Source organism: Vibrio sp. 10N.222.55.C6 (assembly GCF_041473395.1).
In the GTDB taxonomy this organism is placed as follows: domain Bacteria; phylum Pseudomonadota; class Gammaproteobacteria; order Enterobacterales; family Vibrionaceae; genus Vibrio; species Vibrio crassostreae_C.
The window spans coordinates 57685-75690 of the sequence record NZ_JBFRSD010000010.1 but is presented as its reverse complement, the minus strand read 5'-3'; the positions used below and the strand labels follow the sequence as shown (position 1 = coordinate 75690).

Annotated in this window: 19 protein-coding genes; 4 read left to right on the top strand and 15 right to left on the bottom strand. The window is 44.7% G+C overall.

The annotated features are described in order from the left end of the window. Positions 1-91: 91 nt before the first annotated feature. Positions 92-775 (bottom strand): pseudouridine synthase, encoded by a 684-nt coding sequence (locus tag AB4486_RS10120; RefSeq protein WP_372117084.1) that lies wholly within the window; start codon positions 773-775, stop codon positions 92-94. Continuing rightward, positions 775-936 carry a hypothetical protein gene (locus AB4486_RS10115; protein ID WP_372117083.1) on the bottom strand — a complete coding sequence of 54 codons (162 nt, stop codon included), beginning with the start codon at positions 934-936 and terminating at the stop codon, positions 775-777. Before AB4486_RS10115 ends, AB4486_RS10120 begins: the two co-directional genes overlap by 1 nt. Positions 937-1145: 209 nt before the next feature. On the opposite strand from AB4486_RS10115, the gene AB4486_RS10110 reads away from it, so the two are divergent. Continuing rightward, a complete protein-coding gene (locus AB4486_RS10110) occupies positions 1146-1547 on the top strand; it encodes a YkgJ family cysteine cluster protein (protein ID WP_372117081.1) in 402 nt (133 codons plus the stop codon). Positions 1548-1600: 53 nt separating this feature from the next. Here AB4486_RS10110 and AB4486_RS10105 read toward each other — a convergent pair whose 3' ends face one another. The 10 genes from AB4486_RS10105 to AB4486_RS10060 all read right to left on the bottom strand — a co-directional run bounded on the left by AB4486_RS10105 (position 1601) and on the right by AB4486_RS10060 (position 9361). Beyond that, positions 1601-2002, bottom strand: a complete 402-nt coding sequence (locus AB4486_RS10105) for an NUDIX domain-containing protein (RefSeq protein WP_372102171.1) — start codon at positions 2000-2002, stop codon at positions 1601-1603. A gap of 206 nt (positions 2003-2208) precedes the next feature. Further along, positions 2209-2589, bottom strand: a complete 381-nt coding sequence (locus AB4486_RS10100) for an STAS/SEC14 domain-containing protein (protein ID WP_372117079.1) — start codon at positions 2587-2589, stop codon at positions 2209-2211. A 121-nt stretch (positions 2590-2710) separates the two neighbouring features. Beyond that, entirely contained in the window at positions 2711-3205 is a 495-nt protein-coding gene (locus AB4486_RS10095; protein WP_065583633.1) for an HAD family hydrolase, read from the bottom strand. A gap of 130 nt (positions 3206-3335) precedes the next feature. Next, a complete protein-coding gene (locus AB4486_RS10090) occupies positions 3336-3800 on the bottom strand; it encodes an ASCH domain-containing protein (RefSeq protein ID WP_017059207.1) in 465 nt (154 codons plus the stop codon). Positions 3801-4062: 262 nt separating this feature from the next. Further along, positions 4063-5118, bottom strand: coding sequence for a glycerophosphodiester phosphodiesterase (gene glpQ, locus AB4486_RS10085; protein WP_372117077.1), 1056 nt, complete (start codon positions 5116-5118; stop codon positions 4063-4065). A 77-nt stretch (positions 5119-5195) separates the two neighbouring features. Then, positions 5196-6569: a glycerol-3-phosphate transporter gene (gene glpT / locus AB4486_RS10080; RefSeq protein WP_029235174.1), complete on the bottom strand. Its 1374-nt coding sequence runs from the start codon at positions 6567-6569 to the stop codon at positions 5196-5198. A gap of 505 nt (positions 6570-7074) precedes the next feature. Next, positions 7075-7329 carry a DUF3297 family protein gene (locus tag AB4486_RS10075; RefSeq protein WP_017059204.1) on the bottom strand — a complete coding sequence of 85 codons (255 nt, stop codon included), beginning with the start codon at positions 7327-7329 and terminating at the stop codon, positions 7075-7077. A gap of 242 nt (positions 7330-7571) precedes the next feature. Continuing rightward, on the bottom strand, positions 7572-8006 hold the full coding sequence (locus tag AB4486_RS10070) for a GNAT family N-acetyltransferase (RefSeq protein ID WP_017059203.1): 435 nt from the start codon (positions 8004-8006) through the stop codon (positions 7572-7574). 66 nt (positions 8007-8072) lie between these two features. After that, on the bottom strand, positions 8073-8207 hold the full coding sequence (locus AB4486_RS10065) for a hypothetical protein (RefSeq protein ID WP_017059202.1): 135 nt from the start codon (positions 8205-8207) through the stop codon (positions 8073-8075). Between the two features lie 23 nt (positions 8208-8230). Continuing rightward, positions 8231-9361 (bottom strand): PcfJ domain-containing protein, encoded by a 1131-nt coding sequence (locus AB4486_RS10060; protein ID WP_017059201.1) that lies wholly within the window; start codon positions 9359-9361, stop codon positions 8231-8233. 235 nt (positions 9362-9596) lie between these two features. On the opposite strand from AB4486_RS10060, the gene AB4486_RS10055 reads away from it, so the two are divergent. The 3 genes from AB4486_RS10055 to AB4486_RS10045 all read left to right on the top strand — a co-directional run bounded on the left by AB4486_RS10055 (position 9597) and on the right by AB4486_RS10045 (position 12624). Then, complete coding sequence (locus AB4486_RS10055) at positions 9597-10019, top strand: universal stress protein (RefSeq protein WP_017063967.1); 423 nt, start codon at positions 9597-9599, stop codon at positions 10017-10019. 293 nt (positions 10020-10312) lie between these two features. After that, on the top strand, positions 10313-11884 hold the full coding sequence (locus AB4486_RS10050; protein ID WP_372110469.1) for a cryptochrome/photolyase family protein: 1572 nt from the start codon (positions 10313-10315) through the stop codon (positions 11882-11884). Further along, positions 11884-12624 (top strand): SDR family oxidoreductase, encoded by a 741-nt coding sequence (locus AB4486_RS10045; RefSeq protein ID WP_372106268.1) that lies wholly within the window; start codon positions 11884-11886, stop codon positions 12622-12624. Before AB4486_RS10050 ends, AB4486_RS10045 begins: the two co-directional genes overlap by 1 nt. Before the next feature lie 147 nt (positions 12625-12771). Here the strand turns inward: AB4486_RS10045 and AB4486_RS10040 are convergent, their stop codons facing one another. From AB4486_RS10040 to AB4486_RS10030, 3 genes are all read right to left on the bottom strand, one after another. Continuing rightward, on the bottom strand, positions 12772-13656 hold the full coding sequence (locus AB4486_RS10040; protein WP_372110471.1) for a PA4780 family RIO1-like protein kinase: 885 nt from the start codon (positions 13654-13656) through the stop codon (positions 12772-12774). A 160-nt stretch (positions 13657-13816) separates the two neighbouring features. Then, positions 13817-13951: a DUF2256 domain-containing protein gene (locus AB4486_RS10035; protein ID WP_081324519.1), complete on the bottom strand. Its 135-nt coding sequence runs from the start codon at positions 13949-13951 to the stop codon at positions 13817-13819. Positions 13952-14287: 336 nt separating this feature from the next. After that, positions 14288-18004, bottom strand: coding sequence for an AAA family ATPase (locus AB4486_RS10030; RefSeq protein WP_372117075.1), 3717 nt, complete (start codon positions 18002-18004; stop codon positions 14288-14290). Positions 18005-18006 lie beyond the last annotated feature (2 nt).

Genomic DNA, 18006 nt, shown 5'->3' with positions numbered 1-18006 from the left:
TACATCCTTATAGTGTTGATGTTCTGGTGCTGACACGCTTAACGCTTTAAGTGGTTACGGCGTTTATTCCGAGCTCTTATTCATAGTCTTGCTAAAATGAGTCAACTTCGGCTTTAGTTAGATAACGCCACTGGCCTGCTTCAACATCCAAACGAACGTCACCAATCTGTTCACGGTGTAGGCCAACAACTCGATTCCCGACCGCAGCAAACATTCGTTTTACTTGATGAAACTTGCCTTCTGTAATGGTCAACAGCACTTCTTTACTGGTAATCACCTCGAGCTCTGCCGGACGCGTCGGCTTTTGTTCGCCCTGCAATTGAATGCCCGCTTTAAACTTATCAGCGACATCGTCTTTGATACCTCGTGACAATGTCACGCGGTACACCTTCTTACATGACTTGGTTGGCAGCGTGATGTTGAATGACCATCGCCCATCATCGGTAATCAAGACTAAGCCTGTGGTGTCGGCATCTAAGCGCCCTGCGATGTGCAGTTCTGATGCTTTGTCTATCTCGATGTAGTTAAACAATGAAGGATAAACTTCATCGATATTAGAGCAGATAGTACCCGCAGGCTTGTGCATCAGGAGGTAACGAAATTCACGCAACTTAAGCGGCGTGCCATTTAACAAGATGGTGTTGCTTTCATGAACCTGGGCTGACTCATCAGTAACTGTTTCACTGTTTACGTTCACCTCGCCATTATGGATGCGTTCAATCGCTTCAGGCTTGGTTAGGTCAGTGCTTTTACATAGGTATTTATCAAGGCGCATTAATCGTCGGCACCACATTTAGCACAAAGCTTGTAAGTTCGTTCACCTTGCTCGATAACCACATAGTCACCAACGCACTTGTCACATAAAGCGAGCTTTGGGTAAGCCTCTTTTTGTTTCTTTGCGTTAATGTTGCCTTCGGTGGTGTATACGGTTCTCATTTTGATGCCTTTGCTTGAATAACGTGAGAGGCGCAAATTGTATCACTGTTTACATCTTTGATTGGAGTGGTGGTGCATAGATAAATTGATTTTAAGCACCGCCATTCCAAGATGCCTCCCCGTAACGGCTTAACCATGAACAACAAAGTCAACGTGCCACGGCTATCAGTGGTAAAATGATAAAAGCTCACCAACTTATGAAGTCGATAATGAAAGATTGTAATCAATGCGGAAAATGCTGTATCAAATACGGAGATGGCGACCTTGCCGCGACTCAAGAAGAGATCGATTTGTGGGAGCTGTTCAACCCAGACATCTTTGAATATGTTCGAGGAAGCGAGATATGGTTTAACCCTGAATCTGGCGAACGTTTAACTCGCTGCCCTTTTCTGGAGCTAGTTCCGACTAAAGACACCAAGGCTCAAGCCAAGTACACATGCAGCATCTACTTAGACCGACCAGAAGATTGCAGACACTATCCAAGTCTGATTAATGAGATGGTACGAGATGAGTGTGAAATGATTGAGGTGGTGGATTTACAAAACACGAAGAAAGCTCAAAGGAAACTCGACCTATTGATGAAAGACAGCCGCCCTTCAAGCTATTCGTAAGCGATGATCTTTTGAAGATCAATTTTCAGCATTAGCTAATATCAGCCAAAACCTTAAGCCAAATACTGGTTCGCTTCTAACCAATCAAGCGCAACCAGTGCTGCCAATGAGCATACCGCTCTGTCGTTGCCATCAACAAACTTAAGCTCTTCGATTTCAGCATCTGGAGACAGTTCGCCAGTATAATCAGCAAGATAACAAGTCAATTGCACTGATACGCCTTCCGCTTTGCCATCAGCTTGGCCTGTAAACGTCTCGACGTATTTGATGGAATCAGGCACTAAATCGACTGAGATCTCTTCTTTGATTTCGCGAACCAGTGCTTGCTCATCACTTTCGCCAGCTTCACGCTTACCACCCGGTAGATAGAACAGTTCTTTGCCTTTTGATCTCACCATCAACAACTCGCCGTCTTTGATGAATATCCAAGCCAGCTTATCAATTACCTTATGCATGTCGTTAGACCTTGTTATTGTGTTTATTATTTTGGTTAGCACAACGTATCGCGCTAGGCGTATATTACATCCAGCAGTGAACATATTCTATTGAATCGAATAGGAAATATCATCGCCAAAACGAAAAATAACAGCTTTCGAGACAATGCTCGTCTACTGTCATTGGCGTTGTTTAGGGATTGTTAGCTAGCTGTCCGCAGATAGAATCAATCGACTAGCCAATTAAGCGCAGAGTCATGATCTTCGAATGACTTAATCTCACCCGACACAAACCAACTGCCGACTTTTGATGCCATTTCTTGCCAGCTTCTATCACCATATATCGCGATTTTGTCTATCTTCGAATTGAGCTCTAATCCAAGTTTAAAATCGTCCCAAGCAGCACGTAACTCCCAACCCGTTAAGGTGGAGATGTCGACCAGCATCTTGAGTTCAGATGAATCGAGTTCTTCTAGCGTGGTATTTAGAATTGGCATCATTGCCTGATAGTCATCGTGTGTGAGTTTGCCTTTCGCTTTGAACACAACGATGGTTTCACCGCTAACACGTTCAATTCCAACCGATATTCCGTGACGTTCGACACTCATAACCTAGCCCTCATAGTGGAAACTAGAGTTAGCTTAGAGGATTAAACAGCAAAGAGATGAGAGGTTTACGTCAAAACGGACAAGCGCTTTATCTGAACTTAATATCAGAGAGTTAATCGCGCTACTCCAACAGTTCGCTTAGGGATTGAACTTGTACGATACCTGGATGCTGTGACTTAAGCTCAGCACCTTCCGTGTTCAACCACACCGCTTGCAAACCCGCTTCAAGTGCTGGGTAAATGTCTTTCTCTAGAGTGTCGCCTACCATGGTGATCTCTTGTGGTGAAACACCGAGCTTAGAAATAATGGCAGGATAGAACCCCGACTCGAACTTAGAAAAGCCAATGCTCGCCTTACAAAAGTAACCCAAGATATATTGAGACAGGCCAACACGCTCAAAGGCTCGAATGATGTCGTCTTTACTGGAATCACCAGCATTGGTAGCAACATAAACTAGATGAGTTTTCGACAACTCCCCCAGTAATGCACGAGCACCACTCACTTCTTGTACGGTTTCCCAGTCACACATCTTCCCTTGTGCGTCTGGCAAATCGACCATCAGCGTATTGCCCCAGTCGAATAAGACTATTTCTGTTAATTCGATTAGCTTTGTCATCTTGCCTCCTGCATACGATGAATTATCTAATGTTTAAGCGAGCCTATAAAAACTTCTCGGACGGTTAGGCTCATTATGGACAACCTTGTTACTGTTTATGGAGCACGATCTTCTAAACACAAAATACCCTTTATTGATAAACCACTTTGAAACGCTCCAACATAAGTAACATGTCTTCACTTGGTGAGATCTTGAGCTCTTCACATTCACGAGAGAAGAAGTTCCAGTGAGCTTCTTTCCACCATTCGAGTGTTTTGTCACCCTCGCCTTCGGCAGCAGCAAACTCCGCCGTCACTTCGTTATATTTGCACTGTGAGACTGAAGTGATCTCTACAATGCAAACTGGCTTGCCATCCCAGTCAGTGACGACTTGCAAGTGACCAACTACTGGTCTCGTCTCGCCTTCATGGCTGTACCAATATTCAAGGCTGCAAGACGCTTGTTTTTCACCCTTGAGAATTAACTGGGCGCAGAGGTTGGCGTTGTATTCATCAGCACAGTAATAGTCGGCACTAAAAGAGGTGTATTGCGAAGCAACGTCTGCTGGTAATGTGTTGAGGTAGCTATCAAGATAAGCTTTGCTTCTTTCTTCCATGATCTTTCCAAATTCAATATCAGGTTGAGCCGATAAACACTTATAGATTAAGCATCTGGCTGCATTGGGAGTAACCTATCAAGTCAGGTTATAGCTGTAAACCGAGTGAATATCAAAATGCGGGCTGAGAAAGAAGAATATAGGTAGGATTTCGAGGCCAGTACAAGGAGATCCAAAAAGTGAAAGAAGAGCCAAAAGCACCTTTAGTCGGTGCTTTTGGCTCTTAGTATCTCGTTACTAATAGCTCGTAACTGACGGGGTATTAACGGTTCAAGAAGTCGACCGCTTTGTCTGGGAAGTCGGTAAACACACCATCAACTTTGACTTGGTTGTAGAAGACATCCAACATGCCATCAAAGTTATCAGCATAAGCTGGGATTCTTCCTGGGTCAGCACGGAACGTGTACGGGTGAACATCTAAGCCCGCGTCTTTTGCTGACTTCATTAACGGTTTAATAATGATGTTATCTTTGGTCGATGCATCGTCCACCAACATTGGCTTCCAAGGGCCTATTCCTTCCGCATAAGACGCCACTTTTTCCATGCCACCAGCTTCAAATATCCAGTCGTAACTGTACGGCGTTGCTTTGTCACCTTGGTAGGTCTTGGTTTCATTCCAATCTGTATAGGCCATCAACTGAACGAGCTTAAGATCCATTTCCATCACTGGCATGAGCTCATCGTTAATGCGTTGAAGTTCATTGGCGTCAAAACACTGCAAATACACTTTGTCGTCTTTCGATAGGTAACCATATTGATGCAAGGTCGCAAGTACCGCTTTGGAGATGTCTTTGCCTTCGTGACGATGGAACCAAGGTGCTTTAATTTCAGGATAGATGCCGACGTCATAACCTAAGGTCTTATTTAGGCCTTGGATCAGCTCGATCTCTTCTGCAAAGGTAGCGACACGAAAATCAGACTGCCACATTGGGAAGCGCGTTGGGTACCCTGCCACTCTTTTACCTTGGTCATCGAGGTTAAAGCCTTCGGTCACTTTCAGGGATTTAATCTCAGCGAGCGTAAAATCAATCGCGTAGTAGCGGCCATCTGCGCGAGCGCGTGTTGGAAAGCGATCCGCGACATCGGTGACGCGGTCTAGATAATGATCATGCAAAACCACTAATTGGTCGTCTTTGGTCATCACGACATCTTGTTCGATGTAGTCGGGTTTCATTGCGTAAGCGAGCGCTTTAGCGGGTAAAGTGTGTTCAGGTAAATAACCAGAAGCGCCGCGATGCGCAATCACTAAAGGATCTGCTAATGCATTTGCAGATAAGCTTAGTGCTAATAAGGTCAGAGACAGTGACGTTGTTTTCATTATTGTTTCCCTTGATAAAACAGAAGCAGGATATACCTGCCTCTGTTGTTATTTATAGATGTGATTCAGTAAATACACTACTGAGCTAGCGCTTCTCTCTCTCGTTCGAGATCTTTTTGTTTATGGTGCGCACGCTCACCTAAGAAGGCGTAAAGCAGACAGATGATTGAAGCCACACAAGCGCCGACCAAAATAATGAAGCCGCCATCCCAGCCGTAATGGTCAACCATAAAGCCGAGTATTGCGTTCGCAGCAACCGCGCCACCTAAGTAACCAAACAAACCCGTTAGACCAGCCGCTGTACCCGCTGCTTTCTTAGGCGCAAGTTCCAGTGCATACAAACCGATCAGCATTACAGGACCATAGATAAGGAAACCAATCGCAACCAGTGCCAGCATATCAACCGTTGGGTTACCTGCTGGATTCAGCCAATATACCAACACAGCGACTGTCACTAGAACCATGAACAAGATACCTGCAGGTGCACGTCGGCCTTTGAATAACTTATCTGAAATCCAACCACACAATAAGGTGCCAGGGATACCTGCCCACTCATACAAGAAGTAAGCCCAAGATGATTTATCTACAGAGAAGTCTTTTGCTTCTTTTAAGTAAACTGGAGCCCAATCGAGTACGCCATAGCGGATAAGGTAAACAAACGCATTGGCAATAGCGATTGACCACAACAGTTTGTTAGAGAAAACGTACTTAAAGAAGATCTCTTTCGCCGTCATTTCTTTCTCATGAGACGTATCGTAGTCGTCTGGGTAATCGTCTTTATGTTCTTCAATCGGTGGTAAGCCGCAAGATTGAGGTGTATCTCTTACAGTAAACCAAACAAAGACAGCAACGAGAGTGGCAAAAAATGCAGGAACATAAAAAGCGGTTCGCCAATCGTCGTTAAAAGCCCACAGCCCCAACAAGAACATTGGGCCAATCAAACCGCCACCCACGTTGTGAGCAACGTTCCATACTGACACTATCTCACCACGTTCTTTTCGTGACCACCAGTGGACCATGGTTCGTCCACAAGCTGGCCAACCCATACCTTGGAACCAACCATTCAAGAACAGCAGGATAAACATCGCAGTGATGCTGCCTGTTGCCCAAGGCATAAAGCCAAAGCAGAACATCACCAGTGCCGACATTAACAAGCCACCGCTGAGGAAGTAACGAGGGTTAGAACGGTCAGAAACACTGCCCATTAAGAACTTAGATAAGCCGTAAGCGATAGATACCGCCGCTAATGCAACCCCTAGTTCTCCACGGCTAAAACCTTGTTCAATGAGATAAGGCATCGCCAAACTAAAGTTTTTACGGACTAAGTAGTACCCCGCATAGCCAACGAAGATGCCAAGAAACAGCTGCCATCGTAGTCGTGTGTAGGTGCTATCGATCTTATCTGATGACAAGCGATCGATATGCGCCATAGGTTTGAATATTCCAAACATAAGAACCTCATAATTATTGGGCGAAGGAAGAATTTAAATGCTCGAACGAAAAAATTTAGCGCTCATTCGAAATCAAGAGAATTGTATGTGCTTCAGGATTAATTTCTGTGATAGAGGTAGTTATTAACAAAAAATAACTTTAAATACAGCATATTAGTTTCATTTAATTAGACTGCGCTTCATATTTTTGTTTGTATCTGTTTAATTAAACATCAGAACTTTCGAGTACGAATAAATCCAAAAAGAGCGAGCGAACATAAATCAACCAACAACAACTTTGTTATTACTGCGAATGCATAGTGAATAACAACAATTTTGGTTGAATCTGTGGAGTTATGAAGGTGGTTTGGGCTATTGGTTAAAGAAGTTCGCTAAAATCAATGCAAACAAAAAGGGTCTAGATTTCTCTAGACCCTTTTAGGTAATAACGCTTGGTGGCTTGATGTTGGCTAATTAAGCAAACATTAGCTAATTACTCGAAGTATTAGCTAGCCACACGACATGATTATGCGTCGATGTAAAAAGCTTCTACAGTGCCTTTTAGAGTAATAAGCATTGGCTGACCAAAACGATCTAGCGCTTTTGGAGAAGGGATCTTAACCCAACCTTCGCTGATGCAGTATTCTTCAACATCAGTACGCTCTTTACCATTTAGACGAATGCCGATTGGGTATTCGAAACACTCAGCAACGTGGTGTGGGCTGCGTGGGTTGCCTGCAAGATGATCTGGTAAAGCTGGTCTTGAATTAGTATCGCTCATGTTCATTACCTGTATGTACGTAAATAAAAAAAGTGCGTCATTCTAGTCAATATAGGCTTTGTGCTCAACAACTGCTGCAATAAATCGTCTTGATCGTTTTAATCAACAGCTAGTTGTTTGATTTAAAGGCGATATCGGCATGAGTTTCAACGAAAATTTAACAGGTTTATGCATTATGGATGAAAGGGAGAAATTCATTACTCGAACGGCAGATAAACTAATATCAGGCTTTTATTCCGAGCTTATCGATTAAGCTCAATACTCATCACTTTATGGTTCGGTTCTGATTCGATATTTACGATTGACCAACCTAGCCCTTGGTAGAGACCCATGATATTGGTGTACGCGTAGAGTTGAGTTTGCACTGCAGAAGAAACCTGTCTGACACCACGATTAATCAGTTCACTGGCAATGCCTTGACCGCGCCATTGAGGGTCGACAAACACAGCGTTGATCCACACTACATCACGAACTTGGTGAGGTTCTTGAAAATAGGAATACGCCAAGCCACCAATGACCACATTATCGCGAAGTACTGTTATTACTGGAGGGAGTTGTACGTTTTCTTTATATGTATCTTTAAACTTGAAATCAGACCATTCACTTTGAAATAAGCCCTCTAACTCATGCCAATAAGGTGAGTTTTCATCGCAATTTCTAAAGATTACTTTCTGCATTTTTCCGTCCTTTTAAAGAGAGTAATTCGGCTATCCTAGCCTTGTTTAATCTAAGTGTAGGTAAAGCTACTCTTCTTCGTCGTAATCGTCTGCTGGGTCTTGATTAATTTCTTCGCCGCATCCTAGGCATTCACCTTGCAGATCCGTAGGCATCACAATAATCAAACCACAATGAGGGCAAAGATCGCCTTGTTGAAACATCCTGTATTCCTTCTACTTAATGGCTATTGCTTAGGATATTTTTGCTTACTCGCTTCTAGCCAGTCGTGAATCACTTGGCGAGCGGATTCCGACGGAGGTGCATTTCGTTTTCCGCAGATTTGGTCTATTTCAAAAGGAAATGCTTTGCTCGGGACGCGGCGTAAACCTATGGTTAAACGCTGAGGCTTGAGCATGCGGAACACCACATAACGATCGCTCATGATTCGGTTGTGATACACGCCAATACAGTGCTTCTGCTCGATGCCTTCGTGTTCAAGGTCGTAATAATCCGTGAGCGGATGAATGTTGTCATTGCCAAGTAAAGGAACGGGATAAGGGATGTCTTTATCCATTGGGCAGTTACCCTCTAAGCGTCGTAATTGGCGTTGCTCCGTCCAGCGGTCATGCAGTTGCTCAAACATCGCAAAAGAGTTCTGACTGGTAATCGCACGCAGTGGATCATCCATCTCCAAATCTTGCCCTAACAATATCGCATCTTGGAACATCGCCATCTTCGACGGTGCATTAAGTCTACCCTCTTCCACCATTGCAATCCCTAATCGGCTGCCAGTTAGAAATGGATGAACTTGGTCCAAACGCAGGGCTGTGTATCCAACTTTTGAGTAATGCTTAAACTTAAGGACTCGTCTTTGCAGCGGTTCGAGAATACGAACAATGTGGTCGAGTTCATCACCAACATTGTAATGAAGCTCTAGCTTGTCGATGAATTTGAGTGTCGCCTTGCTGCCGTCTAAGCCCAACTTGGTAAGGATCTTCTTCTGCCCTAAGCGACTTAGTGCCAGTGCTTTCTTGTTGTCGACACTGTATTTCATGCAGATCAAAGCCAAAATAACAGGCCTTAATTCAAGCAATTGCGCGGCTTCATAAGTATTCGCAGCAAGCCACAACATCTGGTATTGGTATTCTGGAAAGTCGTCGGTGATTTCACGATAACGCGCAGGTAATGAATTTAGCCAACGACCATTCACGTCAAACTGTTCAACAAGGTTGAGGCTCAGCCCAATGCCTCCATCAAGCGGTCGTCTACCATCTTCAAACACATGAAAGCCGACGAGCTTTTGAGACCAGTCTCGGATCTCAATATCGTAGTCGAAACCTAATGTTCGAGTGGGAATGGTTAGTAGTGCTGTCATTGATGCCTCTTCGTTATTGGCGCATTGAACTATCAAGCCTATCTAACAGCATAAGCTAGCGCTTCAACCACTATATCAACCTTTTGTAAATTTCTTACCAATCAAAGCGATATAAATACGATAGTGCTTAGAAGAACATTGAATGATGATTTTACGGAATATGAGATCTCTTCGATATCATTTGCGTCAACAGAAACTATGCTTGTTACATAACTCACAACAAGAGGCTTTAATTATGGATTACCGACATATTCTGGTCGCACTTGAACTGTCTGACGACACCAAGATTCTCATTGATAGAGCGACCTTCTTCGCTGATAAACTGGAGGCTGGCATTTCATTTGTTTATATCGATGGTACGCATGGAGAAATTTATCCAGAGCTCGTTGATATTCAGGGAAATGACGGTGATTTACCCATCAATGAAGATGCCGTTAAGCATTTGAAAGAGTTTGAAGCCTACGCCAAGCACCCAATCAAGCACATTTTCGTGGGAACGGGTGATTTGAACGATAAGCTCAAAAATGCCATCGAAGCCAACGGCGTTGACCTATTGCTATGCGGCCATCACCATGATTTTTGGCATAAGCTCATCTCCCATTCTAAACAGATCATCGATACTTCCCCTATCGATATTCTCGTTGTTCCTATGGAATAGAAGCTCCAGTTCGACACTCAAAAATAACCGGCTTTGCCAACCTCTATCGGTATTATTGGTTGGCTTGATATCCTCTTCAACACACTCATCCTGACCGAAATCTCCTATTTCCCGCTTAGAGTAGTCATTTGTGATCTTGTCAGCCTATCAACTCGTAAGCGTCTAATAATTAACAAATCACGTCATTTCGATTTGAATCAACGTACTGAAATGTACGACCCAGACCATGCCTTCATCAATCAATGGACAGGCGGTAACGCAGTCACAACAAGCCTCACAAACCAGGACGCATTATGAAATTTAAAACGGTACGACTTGTATTAGGTGACCAACTCAACATTGAGCATTCATGGTTTAGACAGGTTAACGATGACGTTATTTACATCATTGCTGAGCTAAAACAAGAAACAGATTATGTTGCCTCTCACGTTCAAAAAGTGGCCGCGTTTTTCTGTGCGATGGGTTACTTCGCTAACGAACTCAAAGAACAAGGTCATCAAGTACTCCACCTTACTCTTGACGACACAACGCAATTTGAAAACCTAGACACACTTTTAAAGCACTATGTACACGAATTCGGCGCAGAGAAATTCGAATATCAAAGGCCAGATGAATATCGCCTCTTAGAGCAGATGAACAAGCTCAAGCTGACCAATGCGACCAAAGGTTGTTGTGATACAGAACACTTCCTCTTTCCATTCGAGGAGATAGAACAACAGTTTCCAAAAGACAAACACATCATGATGGAACACTTCTATCGCCGAATGAGAAAACGTTTCGACATTTTGCTAGAAGACGGAAAGCCCGTTGGCGGCAAATGGAATTACGACGCGAACAATCGAAAGAAACTCAAGAAACAAGACATCGAAAACCTACCTCAGCCGCTGATGTTTACCAATGATATAACCGACATTTTGCAACGTATCGAACGTCACCAAGTACAAACCATTGGTCAAGTCGGTAACCAGTTACTATGGCCGGTGAACCGCGCACAAAGCTTGTCTCTACTCGCTCATTTCTGCCAAGTCTGCTTGCCGTTATTTGGGCAGTTTCAAGATGCGATGACGACAGAGCACGACTCTAAATGGAGCTTGTATCATAGCCGTATATCGTTCTCGCTGAACAGTAAACTGCTGAGCCCTAAAGAAGTGATTGATGCAGCACTGTCGGCCTACCAAGCATCCTGTCTTCGAGACAGCTCACCAGATAAGCCAAGCATCGATATTGCACAGGTCGAAGGATTTGTACGCCAAATACTGGGGTGGCGAGAGTACATACGCGCCGTCTATTGGGCAAACATGCCTGCTTACGCCAACAAAAACCATTACTCAGCACATAATAACCTGCCCCATTACTTTTGGGACGGACAAACCAAGATGAACTGCATGAAGCATGCGATTGACCAGTCTCTTGAGTTTGCTTACGCGCACCACATCCAAAGGTTAATGATCACTGGCAACTTCTGTTTAATCACGGGTATAGACCCTGACCAAGTCGATAGTTGGTACCTCGGTATTTACGTCGACGCGATTGAGTGGGTTGAAATGCCAAATACGCGAGGTATGGCACTGTTTGCGGATGGCGGGATCGTAGGAACCAAACCATACTCTGCCAGCGGTTCCTATATCAACCGCATGAGTGACTACTGCAAAGGCTGTCACTACAAGATAAAAGAACGCAGCGGCGAGCAATCTTGCCCTTTCAATAGCTTGTATTGGCGCTTTATGGACCAGCACCGCGATGCGTTAAACCGCAACGCACGTATGGGCATGTTATATCGCTCTTGGGACAACATGGATGAGCAATCACAACAAGCGATTCTCGATACTGCTGAACAACGAATCACAAACTTGGAGAACTTATAATGGTGGAGCAACTCAGATTACACATATTGGTGGTCGGTGGGAGCGGCGGTATTGGTTTCGCTGTGGTTAAACACCTATTATCTGAGCTCTCTCGGTTTGATTTTCTTGATGTGCATGTAGACGCGACTTACCACTCTCAACAGCCGGAACTAGAAAACAATCGCTTGACCTGGCACAAAGTCGACGCCACCGACGAAGCTGATATCAAGCGTTTGAGTTCTGAGTTTGAACAACTTGATTGGTTGATCAACTGCGTGGGTATGCTCCACACTCCAGATCTTGGACCGGAGAAAAACTTATCGTCCATCGACCCTGATTTTTTCCTCAAAAACATCTCTGTGAATACCCTGCCCAGCTTATTATTAGCAAAACACTTCACGCCGATACTTAAAGCGAGCGACAATCCAAAGTTTGCTGTGGTATCCGCAAAGGTTGGCAGTATTTCAGACAACAGATTAGGCGGTTGGTATAGCTACCGCTCATCGAAAGCAGCCCTAAATATGTTCATCAAAACCATGTCGATCGAATGGCAACGCACCATTAAGAAAGGCACCGTGTTGGCTCTGCACCCGGGCACGACAGACACAGCTCTGTCGAAGCCTTTTCAGACCAATGTCCCTGAAGGTAAGTTGTTTGAGTCAAGCTATGTCGCCCATCAGTTGGTCGATATTATTCGCACTGCCACACCGGATAACAGTGGGCACTTCTACGCTTACGATGGTGAACAGTTAAATTGGTAGTTGATACGAGTGTCCGTCTTTCATTAGTGCTAAAAAAGAAAACCCAACAGAGTTGAAGCTCCATTGGGTTTTTATTTAGAAAGAACGCCTCTGTTTTAAAAGGCGTTTGGTTGATATCTAGCTAAAGATCAAAACTGATCATCACGATTATTCAGCCCAATTGAACTTAGTATCGTCAACACCTTCTTTCTCTTCTTTAGCTCGCTCGCGTCGATGTTGTTCTTCAATTCGCGCAGCGTCTATCTCTTGCATGATGGCTTCGATATCAGCCAAGTCGTCGGTTTCCGTAAACTCACCCGTCAGTTTGCTGTCTGGCTTCAAGTCGCCTTTCTCGTACAGCGCCCACATTTCCTTGGCATACTCGGTTTTTGCCAGTTCAGGAGCAAACTGAGCGTAATAGTCACGGATGTTATTGATGTCACGAGCCAGCATCCACTCAGCGTTGTTGTTAGCCGAAGCGTCAACCGCTTGTGGTAGGTCGATAATTACTGGACCGTACTCATCCACCAATACGTTGAACTCAGACAAGTCACCATGGATCAAACCAACACACAGCATTTTAACTACGTAAGTCATCATCACGGCGTGGTCTTCGATCGCTTGCTCTGCTGGCATCACCACATCGTTCAAACGTGGTGCAACGTAACCCTCATCGTCAGTGACCAGCTCCATAAGCAGTACGCCATCAAAGCAACCATAAGGGACAGGCACACGAACACCCGCTTCTGCCAGTTTATATAAGGCATCCACTTCAGCACTTTGCCAAACCTTTTCTTGTTGTTCACGACCAAAGCCAGAGCCTTTTTCCATCGCTCGAGCGCGGCGGCTATTTCGGACTTTTCGGCCTTCACGATACGCGGTCGCTTTTTTGAAGCTGCGTTGGCTTATTTCCTTATATACCTTGGCACAACGGATCGTATCGCCGCAGCGCACAATGTACACCGATGCTTCTTTGCCACTCATGAGTTGGCTTGTCACCTCGTCGACTAAACCGTCGTCAACTAAAGGCTGTATTCTTTTAGGTATCTTCATGCCGCCTTTATACATCACTTATCTTACAGATAGAAATATTAACTTGAGAAATGAATGACGAAACGATTAAAGGATCATCAAAATTACGACAAAGGAAGGAAATATTGGAGTTAACGGGTTTAGATCATGAGTATTGACCTGATCTATTCAGATTATGGGACTAAGACTTATTACGACGACAACGTTCAGAACAGTAGATCACGTCATCCCAACAGCGCTGCCATTTTTTACGCCATGCGAAAGGCTTTTGGCAAACAGGACATATCTTAGTCGGTAAATGGGGTTTCTTGTGCATGGCCGTTCCCTTCTTGAAGCATCCACTTCCTGCGTTTACTAGAGATTCCCTATTACGCTCGTACCTCGCTTTAGGGAATGACGAAGGTAATGCGAACAAATCTAGATTCCCTATTACGTTCGTACCTCGCTTTAGAGAATGACGAAGGCAATACGAACAAAGCCTAGTTCTCTATGACGTTCGTTCCTGACTTTAAGGAGTGACTGCGTAGTGATTTGTGACTACTCCCGACTCCGTCATCCTCGAGAAGGAGGAACGACTGAGTCGGGGATCTGCTTCATCTAGCTCTGTTTCTATTTCTGCGCAGATAAATTTAGCAAGAACCAAAGTAACAACCTAAGCGACAACCTTGTACTGCTTCTCCATCTCACTCACACCTAAGCCAGAGTGTTTTGTCACTTTAAGCTGAACGGGCACTCGCTCTTTCAGTGCTTCAACGTGGCTAATGACACCGATCATCTTGCCTGATGCATTCAAGTTATCGAGAGCGTTTAGAGCAATGTCCAATGTGTCACTATCCAACGTGCCGAAACCTTCATCTAAGAACAGAGAATCAATACTGGTTTTGTAGCTCACAAGATCAGATAGCGCTAATGCCAACGCCAAGCTCACCAAGAAGCTTTCGCCACCTGATAAAGTCTTTGTATCACGCATCACATCGCCCTGCCATGTGTCGAGCACTTGCAGTTCTAAACCATCGTCGGCTTTACGTTTAAGCTCGTAACGACCATGCAAACGTTGTAGCTGCTTGTTCGCAAGGTACACCAAGTTTTCCAATGTTAAACCTTGGGCAAACTTACGGAACTTGTCGCCGTTCTTAGAGCCAATAAGTGAGTTCAAACGAGAGATATCATCAAACTCGACTTGTTGCTCATCAATTTGCTTAAACAGATCTTGCTGATTACTGCGGTTCTGGCTATCCGTTTCAAGATTGGCAGAAATTGCACCGATCTTGGTCGCATGGCTTTGCTGTGCGTTTTGACACTCAGTAGTCGCTTCTTCAACTTGCTGTTGGTCTTGCTCTTGCCATGCTTTCGCATTTTCGTGATTTAGTAGATCCACTTGTGTCGCTTTGGCGGCGTTCAACCTAGCTTGCGCACTGACAATCGCTTCGTCTAAAGACTTCTTCAGGCTTTGAAGTTGAGTTCTAACCTCTTCATCTAACAACGCTGCTTCAAAATTAGCCTCATCTTCGAACGGGCTAGTTTTCAGCGCTTCTAACCAAGCATTCGACGCTTGTGTGTAGCTCGATTGCTTACTGACTAACTCGTCCGAGAAACCAGTGTGTTTGGTTTGCTCGGTTCGATGTTCAAGTTCGCTGCGGTTAAGCACTAACTGCGCGGCATCAAATGCATTTACTGCTTCAGTGACTCTTTGCTTCATCGCATTGCTGGTGGCTTGAATGTCTTTGTCACCAAACAACTCTGTTCTTTCAGCCGTTACACGAGTGAGTTCTGACACTAAAGACTCACTCTGTTGCGTCAGTGTCGCGAGCTCTTTCTCAACACTGCTTAGCTTGTCGTCTAACGTTTTCAATTCGGCATTTTGAGTAATCAGTTGCTTCTCAATATCGGCCTGTTGCTGTTTGGTTTGCTGCCATGTGCTTGATGCTTGCGATTTCGCAGTAAACCAATCATCGATATGCTCAAGTTCAGGTGCTTCGATAGAAGTTTGAACAATGCTCTCTTTCAAAGCGTTCCATTGCTGCTCTTTCGCTTGAGTTATCTGAGTCACTTGTTCGTTTGCGACTTGGTTTTGCTTATTCAAATCAGCTAAGCGTTGCTCGGCCAACTCGAGATTAGACTGCGCCTTGTCAGCCATAACACTTACAGACAGGCGTTGTTTCTCAGCTTCAGCGTAATGCGCTTTAGCATCACCCAACGCTTTGAGTTGCTGCGCGCTCTGACTTAGTTGAAGTTCACACTGCTGAGCAAAGGTCGCGACTGTAGCTTCATTGCCTAAATCGTTAATCGTTAGCAGTGCCAGTTCAGGAGCCGTGCCAACGAAATCCGATAAGCTCTGTTGAAGCTTGCCGACAACGCCTTGCCAATTCAGCTGAGCTTGTTGAATATCCGCTTGCGCACGTTGAATGTCATCGTTAAGCGCCACAATCACAAGGGTAAGAGAATCTAACTGCTGACGATGCTCTTGGCCTTCTTTCTGAATCGCTGCTAATTCTTGTTCCTCAAGCTCTTTCTGGGCATTCAAATCCTTCGAACTTTGTGATTGTTCGATCGCATGGTCTGTTGAACCACACAATGGACAATCCATACCTGGCTTCAATGACGCTCGGTATTTCGCAAGGTCACCTTCTTGATCAATTAAGCGAACTAAACGTTCAAGTGAGGTCTTTTTTTCTTGGTATCGCAGAAGCAACACTTCACGCTCTTTCGAAAGCTTGTCGACCAACTGGGTGTTGGTTTGATGTGCCTGTGTTTTTGCGTGCAGCTGTTGTTGGGCATTTAGGAAACCACGATTGATCTCGAGTAATGAGTGCGTATTGCGATTCCAAAACTCCAACAGATCTTTTTGCGAATTCAACACTTGCTCGCTAGTGTTGCCTTGCAAGGCTTCCCACTGTTGCTTTGCACTACTTTCTAGCACAACCAATTCAGCTAAAGTTTTATCTTGTGTTGCTTTAGCGTCTTGAGCAGATTTGATAATCGTTTGCTGTGCATCAACCGCAGACAACGCTTGCTTCGCTGAATTCAACTGCTCTGAATGCTGGCGCTCTAGAGTACGAACTTGCTCGACCTTTGCTTGCCACTGACCTAGGTATTTTTCCAAATGCTGGTCAGCTTGATGCGTATTTAAGTACTCAGTGCTGAGTTGTTGCTGTTGTTTTAGCTCATCAACTTTTTTAACCAAAACGACCTGTTGCTTGCTCTGCTGCGTGCGCTGCTCATTGAGTGTATTCACTGCATTAACGGCCGCAGTTTGTTTGTCTTTGAGCACGGCAATGTGGTTATCTAACGGGCGAACCTGCTCGATGATCTTCTCTTGATCCTGCTGTTCGGCTTTTACCTGTTCGACAATCGCACTGTGTTGAGAAAGCTTGCTCTGCGCGTCTTGTTTTTCTGCATCGCGAGCGGCAAGTAACTTGGTGCTGTTATCTAGGTGAGCTTGAGTAGTGTTCACCTCTTGTTCGCAACGCTTTAAATCTTTGTGTACTGGACGCAGCTTTTCAGCCGGCTCACTGTTTGCCAAGCGCTCTAGTGACGGTTGGTTACGGTCTAGTTCATCTTGAGCGGTTTTCAGATCGAGCTCACTGGCCGCAATAGTTTGCTCAGCTTTGGTCACGTCTTTCCACCAGCTAAGATGCACTTGCCACTCTTTTAATTGCTCGGCTAAACGCTTCTGCTCTACTTCTAGCGTTTCACGCTCTGCGGTCAGCTCTTTGATTTGCTCTTCAGACAGTAAGCTCACACCTTCAGCTTTCGCTTTAAGTTGATTAAGCGACTCTTCACTCGACTTAAAATGATCGTAGATACGCTCTGAAATCAGGCTATAAACTTCTGTTCCCGTCAGCTCTTCAAGTAGCTCTGCACGGTCGTTAGCATTGGCATTTAAGAACGCCGCAAACTCACCCTGAGACAACATGATGGATTTAGTGAAGCGTGAGAAATCGAGGCCCGTGACCTGCTCCACCAACTTGATCTTCTTAGTGAGCATGGTCTCTAACACTTTATCTGTGTCGGCATCTGCAAATTCACAGGTCGGCGTTTGCAGTGCGCCATCATGTTTGCCACGTGCGCGCTTTTGGTGGAAGTTAGAGCGGTACGTTTTACCTTGCACTTCAAATTCAAGCTCAGCAAAGCACTCGCCCGTACCACGAGTCATTAATTCATTATTACCTTTAGCAATGCTTTTCAAACGCGGTGTGCGATGGAAAAGTGCCAAGCAAATCGCATCAAGAATGGTGGTTTTACCCGCCCCAGTTGGACCAGTAATTGCGAACAGACCGTTTTCTGCAAACGGCGATTGGGTAAAATCGAGCTTCCAGCGCCCTTTCAAAGAGTTCAGGTTTTCAAATTCTAGGCTTAAAATCTTCATAC